The sequence below is a fragment of the Streptomyces albofaciens JCM 4342 genome, assembly GCF_008634025.1.
Lineage (GTDB): Bacteria > Actinomycetota > Actinomycetes > Streptomycetales > Streptomycetaceae > Streptomyces > Streptomyces albofaciens.
On sequence record NZ_PDCM01000001.1, the window covers coordinates 2,398,798 to 2,413,961 of the forward strand.

The window sequence follows — 15,164 nt, forward strand, 5'->3', positions numbered from 1 at the left end:
CATGCGCACCGTCCTCGTCACCGGTCCCGGCGGCGCCGGCCGCACCACCCTCGCCGCCGCGACCGCCCTGGCCGGTGCCCGGCGCGGCGGGCGCGTCCTGCTGCTCACCGCCCGCGGCGGCGCGGCGGAACGCGTCCTGGGCATCCGGCCCGTCCGCCCCGGCGACGGCCCGGTGCCCGTCGTCCCCGGCCTGCACGTGCGCTGCGTGGACGCCGGTGACCACTTCCGCCGCGAGGCGCTGGCCTTCCAGGAGCGCGCGGAATCCGCCCTCGACCTGCTCGGCGCCGCGCCCCTGGACGAGGACGAACTGACCGAACTCCCCGGCGCCGAGGCGTTCGCCCTCCTCCATGAACTGCGCGCGGCCCACCAGGCGGGCGGGGAGCCCGACGGCCCGGACACGGTCGTCGTCGACATGCCGCCCGCCGCCGACACCGTCGCCCTGCTCGCCCTGCCCGAGCAGGCCCGCCGCTACCTGCGCCGCCTGCTGCCGCCCGAGCGCCAGGCCGCCCGCGCGCTGCGGCCGGTGCTCGCCCAGCTGGCGGGCGTGCAGCTGCCCACGCAGAAGCTGTACGAGGCCGCCGAGCGCTGGGAGCACGAACTCGCCGCCGTACAGGCCGTCATCGACCACCCCGGCACGACCGTACGGATCGTCACCGAGGCGGCCCCGGGTGCCGTCGCCGACCTGCGCGAGGTGCGCTCGGGCCTCGCCCTGTACGGGCACCGCACCGACGCCGTCGTCGCCAACCGGCTGCTGCCCACCGGCTCGTCCGACCCCTTCCTGGCCGGGCTGTCCGGACAGCAGCAGAGCGCGCTCAAGGCGCTGCGCGAGGAGTTCCCCGAGACGCCCGTCGTCGAGGTGCCGCACCTGGGCCGCGACCCCGAGGGCGTCGAGGAACTGGACGCGCTGAACAGCGGCGCTGCCGGGGAACCGGCCGCGCCCGCGGGCGCCGGGGACCCGTGGACCGTGGAGGACCGGCTCGCCTCGGACGGCCTGCTGGTGTGGCGGGTGCCGCTGCCGGGCGCCGAGCGCGACGGGCTCGGGCTGCTGCGGCGCGGCGACGAGGTGATCGTGACCGCCGGCCGCTTCCGGCGGATACGCACCCTGCCCTCCGCGCTGCGCCGCTGCTCGGTCTCCGGGGCGGGGCTGCGCGACGGCGCGCTGCACATCCGTTTCACCCCCGACCCCGCCCTCTGGCCGCGCGGTCTGTGAACGGCACACCGCCGTTCGGGTAACGTCGGGAGAAGCAGCACCGCCTCGAATCCGCCGCGCCCGCGCGGCGGCCGAACCGCCTCGCCGCAGGAGTCCGCCATGAGCGATGCCACCGAGCGCCCCGCCGACCGTACGGACCGGTTCGACGCCGATGCCTGGGAGACGGCCTGTGCCGAGGACCTGGCGGCCGAGAAGGCCCGCCGCCGCGCGCAGTACGGCCCGCCGCCGGGCAGCGCCGCCGAGGAACTGCGCCGCCTCGCCGATGCCGTCACGGACAAGCTCGCCGGCATCCAGCTGCCGGGCGCGCTCGCCGGAATGGCCGCGCAGGGCGCCGTACAGCAGCTGTTCCGGCAGGCCAAGGCCGCCGTGGAGCCGGTCGTCGAGCGCAATCCGGAGGTCTTCGACCACCTCGCAGCCGCCGGCTCCGAGCTGCTGGCCGCCTACCGCTCGGCCGTCCAGAGCAGCGAACGCCGCTGGACCCGCGAGGCCGCCGGCGAGGCCGCGGCGGCCGACCCGCGCGACGCGGCAGACCCGGAGACCGGCCGGGACGGCGGTACCGTCCACGACATCCGCGACAAGCGGGACACCACGGACGGCCCCCGCCGGGACGACGACGGCCCGGCCGGCACCGAGCGGATCGACCTGGACTGAGGCGGGCGGGCGGCCCCTCTTGGTCGGGAGGGCGCGGATGGCGCCCTCCGCTCCGGTACCGTTGTACGCGGCGGGGTACGACCAATAACTGAGGGACACATGGGACTCACCATCGGCGTCGACATCGGCGGCACGAAGATCGCGGCCGGCGTGGTCGACGAAGAGGGCACGATCCTCGAAACGTGCAAGGTGCCGACCCCGCAGGCCACCGACGAGCTGACGGAGGCCATCGCCGACGCGGTCCGCACGATCAGCGCGGACCACCAGGTCGAGGCCGTCGGCATCGGAGCCGCCGGCTATGTGGACGAGAAGCGGGCCACCGTCCTGTTCGCACCGAACATCGACTGGCGCCACGAGCCGCTGAAGGACAAGGTCGAGCAGCGCGTCGGCCTGCCCGTCGTCGTCGAGAACGACGCCAACGCGGCGGCCTGGGGCGAGTACCGCTTCGGCGCCGGCCAGGGCCACAGCGACGTCATCTGCATCACCCTGGGCACCGGCCTGGGCGGCGGCATCATCATCGGCAACAAGCTGCGCCGCGGCCGGTTCGGCGTCGCCGCCGAGTTCGGCCACATCCGCGTGGTGCCGGACGGCCTGCTGTGCGGCTGCGGCAGCCAGGGCTGCTGGGAGCAGTACGCCTCCGGCCGCGCCCTGCTGCGCTACGCCCGCCAGCGCGCCTTCGCCACCCCGGAGAACGCCGAGATCCTGCTCGCCATGGGCGACGGCACCTCCGAGGGCATCGAGGGACGGCATGTGAGCGAGGCCGCCCGCCGGGGCGACCCGGTCGCCATCGACTCCTTCCGCGAGCTGGCCCGCTGGGCCGGCGCCGGCCTCGCCGACCTGGCCTCGCTCTTCGACCCGTCCGCCTTCATCGTCGGCGGCGGCGTCTCGGACGAGGGCGAACTGGTCCTCGACCCGATCCGCAAGTCCTTCCGCCGCTGGCTGGTCGGCAACCAGTGGCGCCCGCACGCCCAGGTGCTCGCCGCCCAGCTCGGCGGCAAGGCCGGACTGGTCGGCGCCGCCGACCTGGCACGCCAGGGCTGACCCGCGGTGCCGGCCGCGCTGCCCGCCTCCCGGACCGAGCCGGGCTCCGCTCCCGAGGACTCCGCATCGAGCGGAGGCGGAGCGAAGCGGAGCGGCTCGGCCGTGCTCCGCGTGCTGAGCTACAACGTCCGCTCGCTGCGCGACGACCGTACGGCGCTGGCCCGGGTGATCCGGGCCTGCGCCCCGGACCTCGTGTTCGTCCAGGAGGCGCCGCGCTTCTTCCGCTGGCGCAAGAGCGTGGCGAAGCTCTGCCGGGCCACCGGCCTGGTGCATGTGACGGGCGGCGCCACCGCGGCCGGCCCGATGATCCTGTCCACGCTGCGCGCCCATGTGGAGCGCACGGAGGACGTGCTGCTGCCCCGCACCCCCGGCCTGCACCAGCGCGGTTTCGCGACCGCGGTGGTACGGATCGGGGGCGCCCGGCTCGGCCTGCTCAGCTGCCACCTCAGCCTCCAGGCGGCCGAGCGCTACGACCAGGCGGGCCTGCTGCTGGAGCGGCTGAGCGCGCTGGACACCCCGTACGCCGTCGCGGCCGGTGACCTGAACGACCGGCCGGACGGGCGCGCCTTCCGGCGGCTGGCGGGCGCGCTCACCGACGCCTGGGCGGCGGCACCGTGGGGCGGGGAGTTCACCTCCACACCCCACGACCCCCACCAGCGCATCGACGCCGTGTTCACCACCGAGGGCGTCGAGGTGCTGGGCTGCGGTGTGCCGCGCGATCTGCCGGGCGTCAGCCACGGCGACCTCCTCGCGGCGAGCGACCACCTGCCGGTGCTGGCCGCCCTCCGGGTCCCGGCCGCCGGGTAGCCGCGCCCGGCACCCCTCAGGACAGCTTCATCCGCGGCTCCCCGCGCTCGTTGCGGCCCGGGCCGCCGCCGGTGCAGGTGAGCCGGCTCTTGGGGGCCTTGGCCGAGTCGAGGCCGGCGTACGCCTGCCGCAGGCAGTTGCGCAGCGCCAACTGGCCCCAGTGGTTGGGGTGCAGCGCCTCCTGCACCTGGAACGGCGGCAGCACCGCGCTGATCGTCCGTACCCAGCTGATCCACTCCGTCTTGTCGGACGCCCCCGGGTCGGTCCACCGGCTCACCGTGCCGCGCACCGGATCGACCAGCCCGACGCCCCGTTCGCACAGGCGGTGACCGTCGAAGCTGTGCGTCAGGTCGAGGAAATGGACGTTGGTCAGCCCGCTCCTGTCGATGCCCCGCTCGACCGCGCGGCTGACCGCGGGCAGCACGCTGTCCACCGCCCAGTCGGCGTCCCGGTCGGTGAACGCGCAGCCGCCCAGCGTCTGGCGCGCGCCCAGCGGCGCCGGGTAGCGGAAGTCGCGGCCGTGCGGGATGGGCGCCGGGTAGTTCTGCACGATCACGTCGTACTCGTCGGGGTCGTAGCCCGCCCGCAGCATCGCCCGCTGTACGTTCCGCAGCCCGCCCGCGATGTCGCCCGCCCGCTGCTCGACCGCCCGGTCGGTGAACCGGGCGCGGTTGGCCGCGTCCTGGCTGCACGACTTCGGCAGCGGACTCAGATACGCCAGCACACACGACTGGACCACGTCGCCGAAGCGGAAGTCGTTGCCGCCGACCGAGACCGCGACCATCCGCACGGGGTGGTCGCGGGCGTACTCCTCCAGCTGCTTGGCCTGGCCCGGCACGCCCGCCGCGTCCGAGAAGTCCAGGCCCGGCTTGGCGACGCCCCGCGGGGCGAGGAAGGAGTCGGTACGGGCGCCGGAACAGGCCAGATTCTCGCTCTCGGTGCCGGGCAGCCCGAGGTGGATCTCGGCGGAGCGCGAGCGGTGGCACTTCGGGATCCGCTCGGCGGTGCCGCGCGCGTTGTCGTGGTACGCGGTGGGGCCGAGCGCGTCGATACGGGGAAAGTTGGCCGGGTTGGCGTCGGAGTTGCCCGCCCAGCGCCCGGCCTCGCCGGAGATGTAGGAGTCGCCGAGGGAGACCACGGCCCCCGGCCCGGCGGGCTGCCGCGCCTGCGGCACGGTGGCCGCCGCCGGGGCGGTGGCCAGCAGTCCGGTGACCGCGGCGGCGGTGGCGGCGGCCGCGGCCACCCGGGAACGACGGCGTGGGCGTGGGCATGACGACGCGAGCGGATGACGCATGGGGGCCTCCCGGAGACACGGCCGGACACTCGGCGTGATCATCTCCGGTCGGAGGGTCACCGACGGTCAGGACACCCGGCGGGCGGGGCTAAACCGCCCGAAGGAAGGCGGTACGGCGGTACGGCGGTACGGCGCGGTCAGACGACCGCGCCGCCGCCCGGCAGGTCGTCCTCGTCCTCGTCGTCGTGCTTCATCCGGGCCACCAGCGTGGCGAAGCCGCCCAGGAAGCCGCCGATGCCCAGCAGCGTGATCCACCATGTGACGGGCTGCTGCAACAGCACCATGAGCACGAGCAGCAGCGGCCCGCCGAGCACCGCGATCCAGGCGAACTTGGCCGTCACGTCGGCCTTGGGCAGCGGAGGCGGCTCGGGCGGCTCGAAGTGGCCCTCGTCGGTGTCGTCGAAGTCGCCGTCGGACGCCTCGCGCGCCGACCAGTCGCGCGGCCCGACGCCGGGCGCGAAGACCACGGAACCGCCGACGGGGCCGCCGCCGGGCCGGCCGGGCGCGCCGGGGGAGGGCTCGCTGCGCGGCCGGTCCTCGACCGTCAGGCCGGCGTCGTCACCGTCCGCACGCCCCGGGCCCGCCTTCTCGGGCGGCTTCCCGTCGGCCCGCGCCGTACCGTCCGGGCGGTCCTCGTCCGTACGGCCGCGGTCCGCGCGGTCCGTGCCCGTACCGGAAACGCGGTCGCCGGAAGCACGGTCGCCGGAAGCTCGCTCACCGGGAGAGCGGTCGCCGGACGGGGCGCCGGCACCGCCGCGGTCCGGGCCGGCGACCGGCCCGTCCTCATCCGGGAAGGCGGGCGCCTCGCCGTAGCCGGCCACTATCTCGGCCCAGGCGGCTTCCTCGTCCAGCGGGTCGCGGGGGTCGCGGGGGCTACGCTCCACCACTGGGGGCCGTCTCCTCACTCTCCACGCCCCCGCGCACGCTCGGCGCCAGGCGGGCGATGAAGTCGTAGGTGTCCTGGAAGATCCGCTCGGCGTCGTGGTCGAGCGTGGCGACGTGGTAGCTGCGCTCCAGCAGCGTCTGCCGTACGTCCGTGGACGACACCCGGCTCAGGATGCGCTCGGAGTCGGCGGGCCGCACGACGTGGTCCTGCGGGCTGGTCAGCACCAGCAACGGCTGGGTCACCCGGGGCAGTTCGGCGTCGACGACCTGGAAGAAGCGGCGCAGGGAGTGCGCGGCGTGCAGCGGCACCCGGGTGTAGCCCAGCTCGTGGGCGCCGGGCTTGGCGATGTCGTCCGCCACGCCCTTGGTCGTCCGCACCACGTGCCGCAGCACCGGCAGCAGCGGGGCGGCCGCGTCGTGCACCTTGTTGCCGGGGTTGACCAGGACCAGGCCGCTGACGGCGGGGCCGTGCTGGGCGGCCAGCCGCAGCGCCAGCGCGCCGCCCATCGACAGGCCGCACACGAAGACCCGCTCGCACCGCTCGCGCAGCGACCGCAGCTCGCGGTCGACCTCGGCGTACCAGTCCTGCCAGGTCGTGAGCTGCATGTCCTGCCAGCGGGTGCCGTGCCCGGGCAGCAGCGGCAGCGAGACGGTCAGGCCGCGGTCGGCCAGATACTCGGCCCAGGGGCGGACGGACTGGGGGGAGCCGGTGAACCCGTGGCAGACGAGGACGCCGGTCGGGCCGCCGTCGCGGCGGAACGGCTCGGCTCCGGGAAGCAGCGGCACCGGGGGACTCCGATCGGTGAGGGCCGGGCGGCAACGGTTCGTGCGGGTTACTGGAAGCGTACGCGGAGCGGCGCCGGGCGGATAGGTCCAAAGGCACCCCGTGCCCCGGCCGCTGCCGGGAGGCGCCCCGGGCCCCGCACGGTACCCGGCGGGGCCCGTCCGCCGCCGGTGGGCCGGACCTTCGAGGAGAGGGGCGCGGCGGGGCAGGTTAAGGTCTTTGCGTCAGACACAGGAGGCAGTGGGTTGATCTACGGCGCAATGAAGTTTTCCGTCGGCGGGACGTTGAAGCTGGCTTTCCGTCCCTGGGTGGAGGGCCTGGAGAACATCCCCGCGACGGGACCCGCGATCCTGGCGAGCAACCATCTGTCCTTCTCGGACTCCTTCTTCCTGCCCGCGGTGCTCGACCGGAAGGTCACCTTCATCGCCAAGGCCGAGTACTTCACCACCCCGGGCGTCAAGGGCAAGCTGACCGCCGCCTTCTTCAAGGGCGTCGGCCAGCTGCCGGTGGACCGCTCGGGCGCGCGCGGCGCGGGCGAGGCGGCGATCAAGAGCGGCATCGAGGTGCTGGAGCGCGGTGAGCTGTTCGGCATCTATCCGGAGGGCACCCGCTCGCCGGACGGCCGCCTCTACCGCGGCAAGCCGGGCGGCCTGGCCCGGGTGGCGCTGGCCACCGGCGCCCCGGTCATCCCCGTCGCGATGATCGACACGGAGAAGGTGCAGCCGCCCGGCAAGATCATGCCGAAGATGATCCGGCCGGGCATCCGCATCGGCAAGCCGCTGGACTTCAGCCGGTACCACGGCATGGAGGGGGACCGCTTCATCCTGCGCTCGGTGACCGACGAGGTCATGTACGAGATCATGAAGCTGTCCGGCCAGGAGTACGTGGACATCTACGCGACCGCCGCCAAGCGGCAGATCGCGGAGGCGGCCAAGAAGAAGGCCGAGGCCGAGAAGGCCGAGAAGGCCGAAAAGGCGGCCAGGACCGGCAAGGGGCAGCCGGAGCAGCAGGGCCGGACCGGATCCGGGGCGTAGTCGCGCCCCGGCACAGGGGTGGGGGCGAAATGGCAGAGGCACAGATACGGTCCGCGGCCGGGGAGACGGCGGGCCGGGGCACGGGACGGCCCCAGCGGCCGGTCCGGATGTCCGTGGAGCTCCCGCTGTGGCGGGCGCTGACCGGTTACCGCGTCCTGACCCTGGCCTACGTCCTGGTCCTGTTCGTGGTCTCCTACAAGAAGTACGCCCACCCCCTCGTCGCCGCCGCCTACATGACGGCGCTGACCGTGTGGATGGCCTTCACCTGGCGCCGTACGACCTCGGCGGAGCGCTGTACCCGCGCCTTCCTCATCGGCGACCTGTCCTTCGCGCTCGGCGGCATCCTGCTCACCCTCGTGGCGGACAGCCATGAGCGGATCATGGACGGCGCGGCGACCCTGCCCTCCATCTGGACGGCGGGCGCGGTGCTCGGCTTCGCGATCAAGGGCGGCTGGCGCTGGGCCGCGGTGGCCTCCGCGCTGGTCGCCGTGGTCAACCTGGTCGAGCGCCAGGAACTCGCCCGCGACACCATCCACAACGTGGTGCTGGTGTGGGTGGCCAGCGTCGCCATCGGCTACGTGGTCGAAGTGGCCCGCGCCAGTGAGCGCACCCTCGCCCGCGCGCTCCAGATCGAGGCCGCCACCCGCGAGCGGGAACGGCTGGCCCGGGACATCCACGACAGCGTCCTCCAGGTCCTGGCCATGGTGCAGCGGCGCGGCGCCGCGATCGGCGGCGAGGCGGCCGAGCTGGGCCGGATGGCGGGCGAGCAGGAGATCGCGCTGCGCACGCTGGTCTCCAGCGGTCTGGTCCCGCCGCGCGCGGCCGTCCCCGGCACCGCGGACGATACGGTCCGCACCCCGGAGGAGGCGCTGGCCGCACCGGTGCCGTGCGCCGAGGACGGCCCCGACGCGGGCCCCTGCGACGTACGGGCCCTGCTGGCACCGCACGCCGGCGCGCGCGTCACGTTCTCCGAGCCCGGCGCGCCCGTGGTGCTCCCGGCCGCCGCCGCGGCGGAGCTGGCCGCCGCTGTCAGTGCCGCGTTGGACAATGTGCGGGTGCACGCGGGTGCCACGGCACAGGCGTGGATCCTGGTGGAGGACGAGCCGGACGAGGTGATCGTGACCGTGCGGGACGACGGCCCGGGCATCCCCGAGGGGCGGCTCGCGGACGCCGAGCGCGAGGGCCGCCTCGGGGTCGCCCTGTCGATCCGCGGCCGCCTGCGCGACCTGGGCGGCAGCGCCGACTGGATCTCGGTCCCCGGCCAGGGCACGGAAGTGGAGTTGAAGGTCCCCAAGGGCGGTGCGGTGCCCGGGGGCGGGAAGCGGGGGAGGAGCACGGCATGAGCGAGGCGCGCGGCGTGAAGGTGATGGTGGTCGACGACCACCCGATGTGGCGGGACGCGGTCGCCCGCGACCTGGCCGAGGCCGGGTTCGAGGTGGTGGCCACCGCGGGGGACGGGCCGCAGGCGGTGCGCCGCGCGCAGGCCGCCGCGCCCGACGTCCTGGTGCTGGACCTGAATCTGCCGGGCCTGCCCGGCGTGGAGGTCTGCCGGGAGCTGGTCGGCGCCAACCCGGCGCTGCGGGTGCTGGTGCTGTCCGCCAGCGGCGAGCACGCCGATGTGCTGGAGGCCGTCAAGTCCGGCGCGACGGGCTATCTGCTCAAGTCGGCCAGCACGGACGAGCTGTTGGACGCGGTGCAGCGTACGGCGGCCGGTGACCCGGTGTTCACGCCCGGCCTGGCCGGACTGGTCCTGGGGGAGTACCGCCGGCTGGCGACCGAGCCCGCCCCGGCCGCCGAGGACGAGCCGGGCGCGCCCCGGCTGACCGAGCGGGAGACCGAGGTGCTGCGCCTGGTCGCCAAGGGCCTGTCGTACAAGCAGATCGCCGAGCGGCTGGTCATCTCGCACCGCACGGTCCAGAACCACGTCCAGAACACCCTGGGCAAGCTCCAGCTGCACAACCGCGTCGAGCTGGTCCGGTACGCGATAGAACGCGGCCTGGACGAGGCGTGAGCCCGCGCCGCCAGGGGCGCGGTGCCGCCCGTGCGGCGCGCGGGACACCGTACGCGCCCTGCGCCATGCGCTCGTACGAGTGAACGCATCGCGCCAACTCCCCGGCATTTCCGGGGAATTCGCTTCCCGCCCCATCCCTGGGTGACGCCCCGCGCCGTTAGCGTGACCGGCGTCGGCACAGCACGGCCGCGCGCGGCCACCGGCGGGTGCGCGGCCCCTGACGGGATGAAGGTGAAGAAGCGATGCGGGTCGGAGTACTGACCGGCGGCGGTGACTGCCCCGGTCTGAACGCGGTCATCCGGGGCGTGGTGCGCAAGGGCGTCCAGGAGTACGGCTACGGCTTCGTCGGCTTCCGGGACGGCTGGCGCGGGCCGCTGGAGGACGACGCGGTGCCGCTCGACATCCCCGCCGTACGCGGCATCCTGCCGCGCGGCGGCACGGTCCTCGGCTCCTCGCGGACCAACCCCCTCAAGCACGAGGACGGCATCCGCCGGATCCGCGAGACCCTCGCCAAGGAGGAGGTCGAGGCGCTGATCACGATCGGCGGCGAGGACACCCTCGGCGTCGCCGCCCGGCTCTCCGGCGAGTACGGGATCCCCTGCGTCGGCGTGCCCAAGACCATCGACAACGACCTGTCCGCCACCGACTACACCTTCGGCTTCGACACCGCCGTCGGCGTCGCCACCGAGGCCATCGACCGGCTGCACACCACCGCCGAGTCGCACATGCGCGTCCTGGTCGTCGAGGTGATGGGCCGGCACGCGGGCTGGATCGCGCTGCACTCCGGGCTGGCCGGCGGTGCCAACGTCATCCTCATCCCCGAGCAGCGCTTCGACGTGGACCAGGTCTGCGGCTGGATCGAGTCCCGCTTCAAGGTCCGCTACGCGCCGATCGTGGTGGTCGCCGAGGGCGCCATGCCCAAGGACGGCGACCTGGTCCTCAAGCACGGCACCAAGGACTCCTTCGGGCATGTGCGGCTGACCGGTGTGGGCGAGTGGCTGGCCAAGGAGATCGAGGACCGTACGGGCAAGGAGGCCCGGACGACGGTGCTCGGCCACACCCAGCGCGGCGGCACGCCCAGCGCCTTCGACCGCTGGCTGGCCACCCGCTTCGGCCTGCACGCGATCGACGCGGTGCGGGACGGCGACTTCGGCACGATGGTCGCGCTGCGCGGCACCGACATCGTGCGGGTGCCGCTGGCGGAGGCCACCGCGAAGCTCAAGACCGTCGACCCGAAGCTGTACGCGGAAGCCGGGGTCTTCTTCGGCTGAGCGGGCCTTGTGCCGGTGCCGGCACGCCGTCGCGGCGCCGGATCCCGCCGCGCCCGGCGCCCGGACGGCCCGGCCGGGCCCGGAGCCGTATATTCGGCCGTGACACCGCATATGCCCTTAACCTGCCTGGAGCGGCGGAAAAGGGGCGTCGGTGACCGGACCGAGTGACCGGCAACGTCGGGAGACACCGTGGAGATCATCGCATTCGGCGTGCAGGCGGACGAGCGGCCGCTGCTGGTGAAGGCCTTCGCCGGCCGCCACCAGGTCCGCTGTCTCGACGTCTTCCTCAACCGCGACACCGCCCCCATCGCCGCGGGCTACGAGGTCGTCAGCGTCAGCGTCAACGCGGAGCTGCGCGCCGAGGTGCTCCAGGAGCTGGCCGCCGGCGGCACCAAGATGATCGCCCAGCGCTCCACCGGCTACAACAACATCGATCTGGAGGCCGCGGCCGACCTCGGCGTGACCGTCGGCCGGGTCTCCTCCTACTCGCCGTACTCGGTCGCGGAGTTCGCCTGGGGCCTGGCCATGGCCGTCAACCGGCGGATCGTCCGGGCCGCCAACCGGACCCGCAACTTCGACTTCCGCCTGGACGGGCTGCTCGGCCGCGACCTGCACGGCCGCACCGCCGGCGTGCTCGGTACCGGCAAGATCGGCGAGGCGTTCACCCGTATCGCGCACGGCTTCGGGATGAACCTGCTGGGCTGGGACATCGCCGAGAACCCGCGCTGCGTCGAGCTGGGCATGAAGTACGTCCCGCTGGACCGGCTGTTCGCCGAATCGGACCTGATCAGCCTGCACGTGCCGCTGATGGAGTCGACCCGCCACCTCATCGACGCCGCCGCGCTGGCCGCCATGAAGGACGACGCGATCCTGGTCAACTCCAGCCGCGGCGGCCTGGTGGACACCGCGGCGCTCGTGGAGACCCTCAAGGCGGGGCGGCTCGCCGGGGTCGGCCTGGACGTCTACGAGGAGGAGGCCGGGCTGTTCTTCTTCGACAAGTCGCTGGAGGTCATCCACGACGACACCCTCGCCCGCCTGATGACCTTCGGGAACGTGCTGGTCACCTCACACCAGGCGTACTTCACCGAGGACGCGGTCGGCCAGATCATCGACGCCACCGCACGCAACGTCGAGGACTACCTGGCCGGCCGCGTCAACGAGAACACCCTCGTCACACCAGGACAGCGGCCAGCAGCCGCGCGGTGATCCCGGCCCCGTCCAGGGTCAGCACGGACTCGGGGTGGAACTGCACCCCCGCGAAGCCCGGACCGCGCAGCGCGTGCACCTCCCCGGTCGCCGCGTCCCGGCTCAGCTCGACGCGGTGCATGGCCAGTTCCGCCACCGTCGGCTCGTCGCAGCGGGCCGTGAAGGTGTTGTAGAAGCCGACCGTCTCCGGGCGGCCGAAGAAGTCGATGCGCTCCTGCGCGCCCTGGAACGGCACCTCCTTGCGCACGATCTCCAGGCCCAGCTCGGCGGCGATCAGCTCGTGGCCGAGGCAGACCCCGAGCAGGCCGTGCCGGTGGTCGCGGACCAGCTCCGCCGCCAGCGGGCGCAGCAGGCGCATCTTCGGGTCGGCGGTGTCCGACGGGTCGCCGGGCCCCGGGCCGAGCACGATCGGCCCCTCGTGGGCCGCCGCGGCCTCCCGCAGCCCCGGCTCGTCGTACCGGCGCACCGTCACCGTCAGCCCGGAGGTGCGCAGCAGGTGCGCCAGCATCGCGGTGAAGGTGTCCTCCGCGTCGATCACCAGCGCGTGGCCGGACAGCGCGGCGGCCGGCGCGCTGCTCTGCATCCGCAGCCAGAAGGGGGCGAGATCCGCGCGCCGGGCGTCCAGGGCGGCCCGCACCCGCGGGTCGTCGGCCAGCCGCGGCCGTCCGGCGGCGTCCTCGGTACGGTCCGGCGCGGGGCGCACGCCGAGCGCGGTGAGCACCCCGGCGGCCTTGGCGTGCGTCTCGGCCACCTCGCCGCGCGGGTCGGAGGCCCGTACGAGGGTGGCGCCGACCGCGACCCGCAGCCCGCCGCCGGCGTCGATGTCGGCCGTACGGATCAGGATCGGCGAGTCCAGCGTCTGCGCGCCGCCCGCGTCCCGGCCGATCAGCGCGAGCGCCCCGGCGTAGTAGCCCCGGCCGCCCACCTCGTGCCGCTCGATCACCCGGCAGGCGTTCTGCACCGGCGAGCCGACCACGGTCGCCGCGAACATCGTCTCCTTCAGCACCTCGCGCACATCCAGCGAGGAGCGCCCGCGCAGCTCGTACTCGGTGTGCGCGAGGTGCGCCATCTCCTTCAGGCGCGGCCCGACCACCACACCGCCCTTGTCGCCGACGGTGCACATCATCTTCAGCTCCTCGTCCACGACCATGGACAGCTCCTCCACCTCCTTGCGGTCGCCGAGGAACTCCAGCAGGTGCTCGGGGCTCGGGCCGCCGGCCGGGTAGCGGTAGGTGCCGCTGATCGGGTTCATCACGACCGTCCCGCCGGACATCCGCACATGCACCTCGGGGCTGGCGCCGACCAGCGTGCGCAGCCCCGGCCGGTGGACGACATACGTCCAGTACGCGCCGCGCTCACCCGCCAGCAGCCGCCGGAACAGGGCCAGCGCGTCGGCCGCGCCGAAGCCCGGGATCCCGCCCTGGAAGGTGCGCCGGATGACGAAGTTGGCGCCCTCCCCGGTGCCGATCTCGTCCTTCAGGACGCGCCCGACGATCCCGGCGTACGCGTCGTCACTGACGTCGAAGGCGCCGTCCTCGACCCGCACCTCGTGCGCGGGCAGCTGCGCCAGCACCTCGTCCAGCGGCAGCTCGTACGCCTCGTCCGGGCGCAGCACGGCCAGCGGTGTGCCGTCGTCGCGGACGTCGAAGCCCCGCTCGCGGATCTGCCGGAACGGTACGAGCGCCAGCGCGTCGGTGGTCGCCGTGCCGCCCTCCGGCACGCCTTCCCCGAGCGGGATGTCCGCGAGGCGCGGCACCTCGGTCACCTCGCCGACCAGCACCTCGACGGTGTCGGCGGCGGGCCGGCCGGGTGTGCGGCGGCGCAGCAGGGCGAACGGCGGGCAGCCGGGGGACAGCAGACGCCGCAGGATGTCATGGGTGGGGCGAGGCATGTCGGCGGTTCCTTCCAGGAGGGGAGGGAACGGCCCGGACAAGCGGAAAGGCCGCCCCTCGGGCGGCCTTCGCGATGTCGGTGCGTACGCGCGATCAGTGGGCCGCCGGATGAGCGGTCCACCACCAGGCCATCGTTGCCGGATGCGCGTACATGCGGGTCACCCTACCCGACGCGTTCCGGGAGCGCCGCGACAAAGGCGGTGAGCGCCGCGTTGAAGGCGTCCGGCTGCTCCAGGTTGGGCAGGTGGGCGGCGTCCTCGACGACCGTGAGACGGGCGTCCGGGATGCGGGCGCGCAGGAACTCGGCGTCGGCGACCGGCGTGTACGTGTCGTCGCGGCCGACGGCCACCAGGGCCGGGACGGCGAGCCGGGCGAGCGTACCGGTGTAGTCGTGGCGTTCGGCGCGGCCCCGGAGCGCGGCGGCGGCGCCCTCGGGCGGTGTGCCGCGCATCATGCGGCGCACGTGCTCCGCCACCGCGGGCCGCCCGGCAATGGTGCGCGGCGCGATCATCTTGTCGAGGACCTCTTCCGCATATCCGTCCATGCCTTCGCGCAGCAGCCGGTCGGCCATGGCGTTGCGGGCCCGGCGGCCCTCGGGTGTCTCGGCGTGGGCGAAGGTGCCCGCGAGGACCAGGGCGCGCAGTCGGTGGGGGAAGCCGCGGGCGCACTCCATGGCGATCTGGCCGCCCATCGACAGACCGCCGAGGACGACCGGCTCCGTCACGTGCAGGTGGTCGAGCAGCGCGGCGAGGTCGGCCGCGAAGACCTCCAGGCGGGTGGTGCCCGGCACGACCTGTGAAGCGCCGTAGCCGCGCAGGTCGGGGACGAGGACGCGGTGGCCGGCGGCGGCCAGGGCGGCGGTCTGCGGGGCCCACATCGTGTGGTCGAAGGGGTGCCCGTGGACGAGGAGGACGGTCGCGCCGTCCGCTTCGCCGGTGTCCTCGTATGTGAGAGTGATGCCGTTGACGGCAGCGGTACGCAGCACAACTCGCCCCTGTTCCCTGGAACTTGCCCGGTGGCCTGTTGACGGCCCGATGCTACGAGGCGCATTATCTCGGTGCAATAAAAACATTGCTCT

The 15,164-nt window shown here is 74.2% G+C and carries 14 protein-coding genes; 9 read left to right on the forward strand and 5 right to left on the reverse strand.

All coding sequences use genetic code 11. The annotated features are described in order from the left end of the window. Position 1 precedes the first annotated feature (1 nt). From CP973_RS10850 to CP973_RS10865, 4 genes are all read left to right on the forward strand, one after another. Positions 2-1,210 carry an ArsA family ATPase gene (locus CP973_RS10850; RefSeq protein WP_150239688.1) on the forward strand — a complete coding sequence of 403 codons (1,209 nt, stop codon included), beginning with the start codon at positions 2-4 and terminating at the stop codon, positions 1,208-1,210. Between the two features lie 99 nt (positions 1,211-1,309). Next, positions 1,310-1,861, forward strand: coding sequence for a DUF5304 domain-containing protein (locus tag CP973_RS10855; RefSeq protein WP_150239690.1), 552 nt, complete (start codon positions 1,310-1,312; stop codon positions 1,859-1,861). 99 nt (positions 1,862-1,960) lie between these two features. Beyond that, positions 1,961-2,902 carry an ROK family glucokinase gene (locus tag CP973_RS10860; RefSeq protein WP_150239692.1) on the forward strand — a complete coding sequence of 314 codons (942 nt, stop codon included), beginning with the start codon at positions 1,961-1,963 and terminating at the stop codon, positions 2,900-2,902. Between the two features lie 6 nt (positions 2,903-2,908). Continuing rightward, entirely contained in the window at positions 2,909-3,709 is an 801-nt protein-coding gene (locus CP973_RS10865; RefSeq protein ID WP_425281953.1) for an endonuclease/exonuclease/phosphatase family protein, read from the forward strand. 16 nt (positions 3,710-3,725) lie between these two features. On the opposite strand, the gene CP973_RS10870 is transcribed toward CP973_RS10865, so the two are convergent. From CP973_RS10870 to CP973_RS10880, 3 genes are all read right to left on the reverse strand, one after another. Further along, complete coding sequence (locus tag CP973_RS10870) at positions 3,726-4,952, reverse strand: SGNH/GDSL hydrolase family protein (protein WP_150239696.1); 1,227 nt, start codon at positions 4,950-4,952, stop codon at positions 3,726-3,728. A 188-nt stretch (positions 4,953-5,140) separates the two neighbouring features. Then, positions 5,141-5,890 (reverse strand): hypothetical protein, encoded by a 750-nt coding sequence (locus tag CP973_RS10875; RefSeq protein ID WP_150239698.1) that lies wholly within the window; start codon positions 5,888-5,890, stop codon positions 5,141-5,143. Continuing rightward, positions 5,877-6,674 (reverse strand): alpha/beta hydrolase, encoded by a 798-nt coding sequence (locus tag CP973_RS10880; protein WP_150239700.1) that lies wholly within the window; start codon positions 6,672-6,674, stop codon positions 5,877-5,879. Before CP973_RS10880 ends, CP973_RS10875 begins: the two co-directional genes overlap by 14 nt. 258 nt (positions 6,675-6,932) lie before the next feature. Here CP973_RS10880 and CP973_RS10885 point away from each other — a divergent pair, with 258 nt between their 5' ends. From CP973_RS10885 to CP973_RS10905, 5 genes are all read left to right on the forward strand, one after another. Continuing rightward, the gene (locus tag CP973_RS10885; protein WP_150239702.1) at positions 6,933-7,706 is read left to right on the forward strand and encodes a lysophospholipid acyltransferase family protein; all 774 of its coding nucleotides are present in this window, start codon (positions 6,933-6,935) and stop codon (positions 7,704-7,706) included. A gap of 107 nt (positions 7,707-7,813) precedes the next feature. Further along, positions 7,814-9,049 (forward strand): MacS family sensor histidine kinase, encoded by a 1,236-nt coding sequence (gene macS / locus CP973_RS10890; RefSeq protein WP_150243429.1) that lies wholly within the window; start codon positions 7,814-7,816, stop codon positions 9,047-9,049. Continuing rightward, entirely contained in the window at positions 9,046-9,717 is a 672-nt protein-coding gene (locus CP973_RS10895; RefSeq protein ID WP_150239704.1) for a response regulator, read from the forward strand. The genes macS and CP973_RS10895 overlap by 4 nt, the downstream gene beginning before the upstream one ends. 242 nt (positions 9,718-9,959) lie before the next feature. Further along, entirely contained in the window at positions 9,960-10,988 is a 1,029-nt protein-coding gene (locus tag CP973_RS10900; RefSeq protein WP_150239706.1) for a 6-phosphofructokinase, read from the forward strand. 189 nt (positions 10,989-11,177) lie between these two features. Beyond that, positions 11,178-12,194, forward strand: coding sequence for a 2-hydroxyacid dehydrogenase (locus CP973_RS10905; protein WP_150239708.1), 1,017 nt, complete (start codon positions 11,178-11,180; stop codon positions 12,192-12,194). On the opposite strand, the gene CP973_RS10910 is transcribed toward CP973_RS10905, so the two are convergent. Together CP973_RS10910 and CP973_RS10915 are read right to left on the reverse strand one after the other, a co-directional pair. After that, the gene (locus CP973_RS10910) at positions 12,160-14,085 is read right to left on the reverse strand and encodes an anthranilate synthase family protein (RefSeq protein WP_150239710.1); all 1,926 of its coding nucleotides are present in this window, start codon (positions 14,083-14,085) and stop codon (positions 12,160-12,162) included. The genes CP973_RS10905 and CP973_RS10910 overlap by 35 nt on opposite strands. Before the next feature lie 164 nt (positions 14,086-14,249). Then, a complete protein-coding gene (locus CP973_RS10915; RefSeq protein ID WP_150239712.1) occupies positions 14,250-15,071 on the reverse strand; it encodes an alpha/beta fold hydrolase in 822 nt (273 codons plus the stop codon). Between the last annotated feature and the right edge of the window lie 93 nt (positions 15,072-15,164).

Bases quoted from the DNA above. Each gene is read 5' to 3' on its own strand.
- macS (WP_150243429.1), top strand. From the start codon at position 7,814: ATGTCCGTGGAGCTCCCGCTGTGGCGGGCGCTGACCGGTTACCGCGTC.
- CP973_RS10855 (WP_150239690.1), top strand. From the start codon at position 1,310: ATGAGCGATGCCACCGAGCGCCCCGCCGACCGTACGGACCGGTTCGAC.
- CP973_RS10885 (WP_150239702.1), top strand. From the start codon at position 6,933: ATGAAGTTTTCCGTCGGCGGGACGTTGAAGCTGGCTTTCCGTCCCTGG.
- CP973_RS10910 (WP_150239710.1), bottom strand. From the start codon at position 14,085: ATGCCTCGCCCCACCCATGACATCCTGCGGCGTCTGCTGTCCCCCGGC.
- CP973_RS10900 (WP_150239706.1), top strand. From the start codon at position 9,960: ATGCGGGTCGGAGTACTGACCGGCGGCGGTGACTGCCCCGGTCTGAAC.
- CP973_RS10895 (WP_150239704.1), top strand. From the start codon at position 9,046: ATGAGCGAGGCGCGCGGCGTGAAGGTGATGGTGGTCGACGACCACCCG.
- CP973_RS10850 (WP_150239688.1), top strand. From the start codon at position 2: ATGCGCACCGTCCTCGTCACCGGTCCCGGCGGCGCCGGCCGCACCACC.
- CP973_RS10860 (WP_150239692.1), top strand. From the start codon at position 1,961: ATGGGACTCACCATCGGCGTCGACATCGGCGGCACGAAGATCGCGGCC.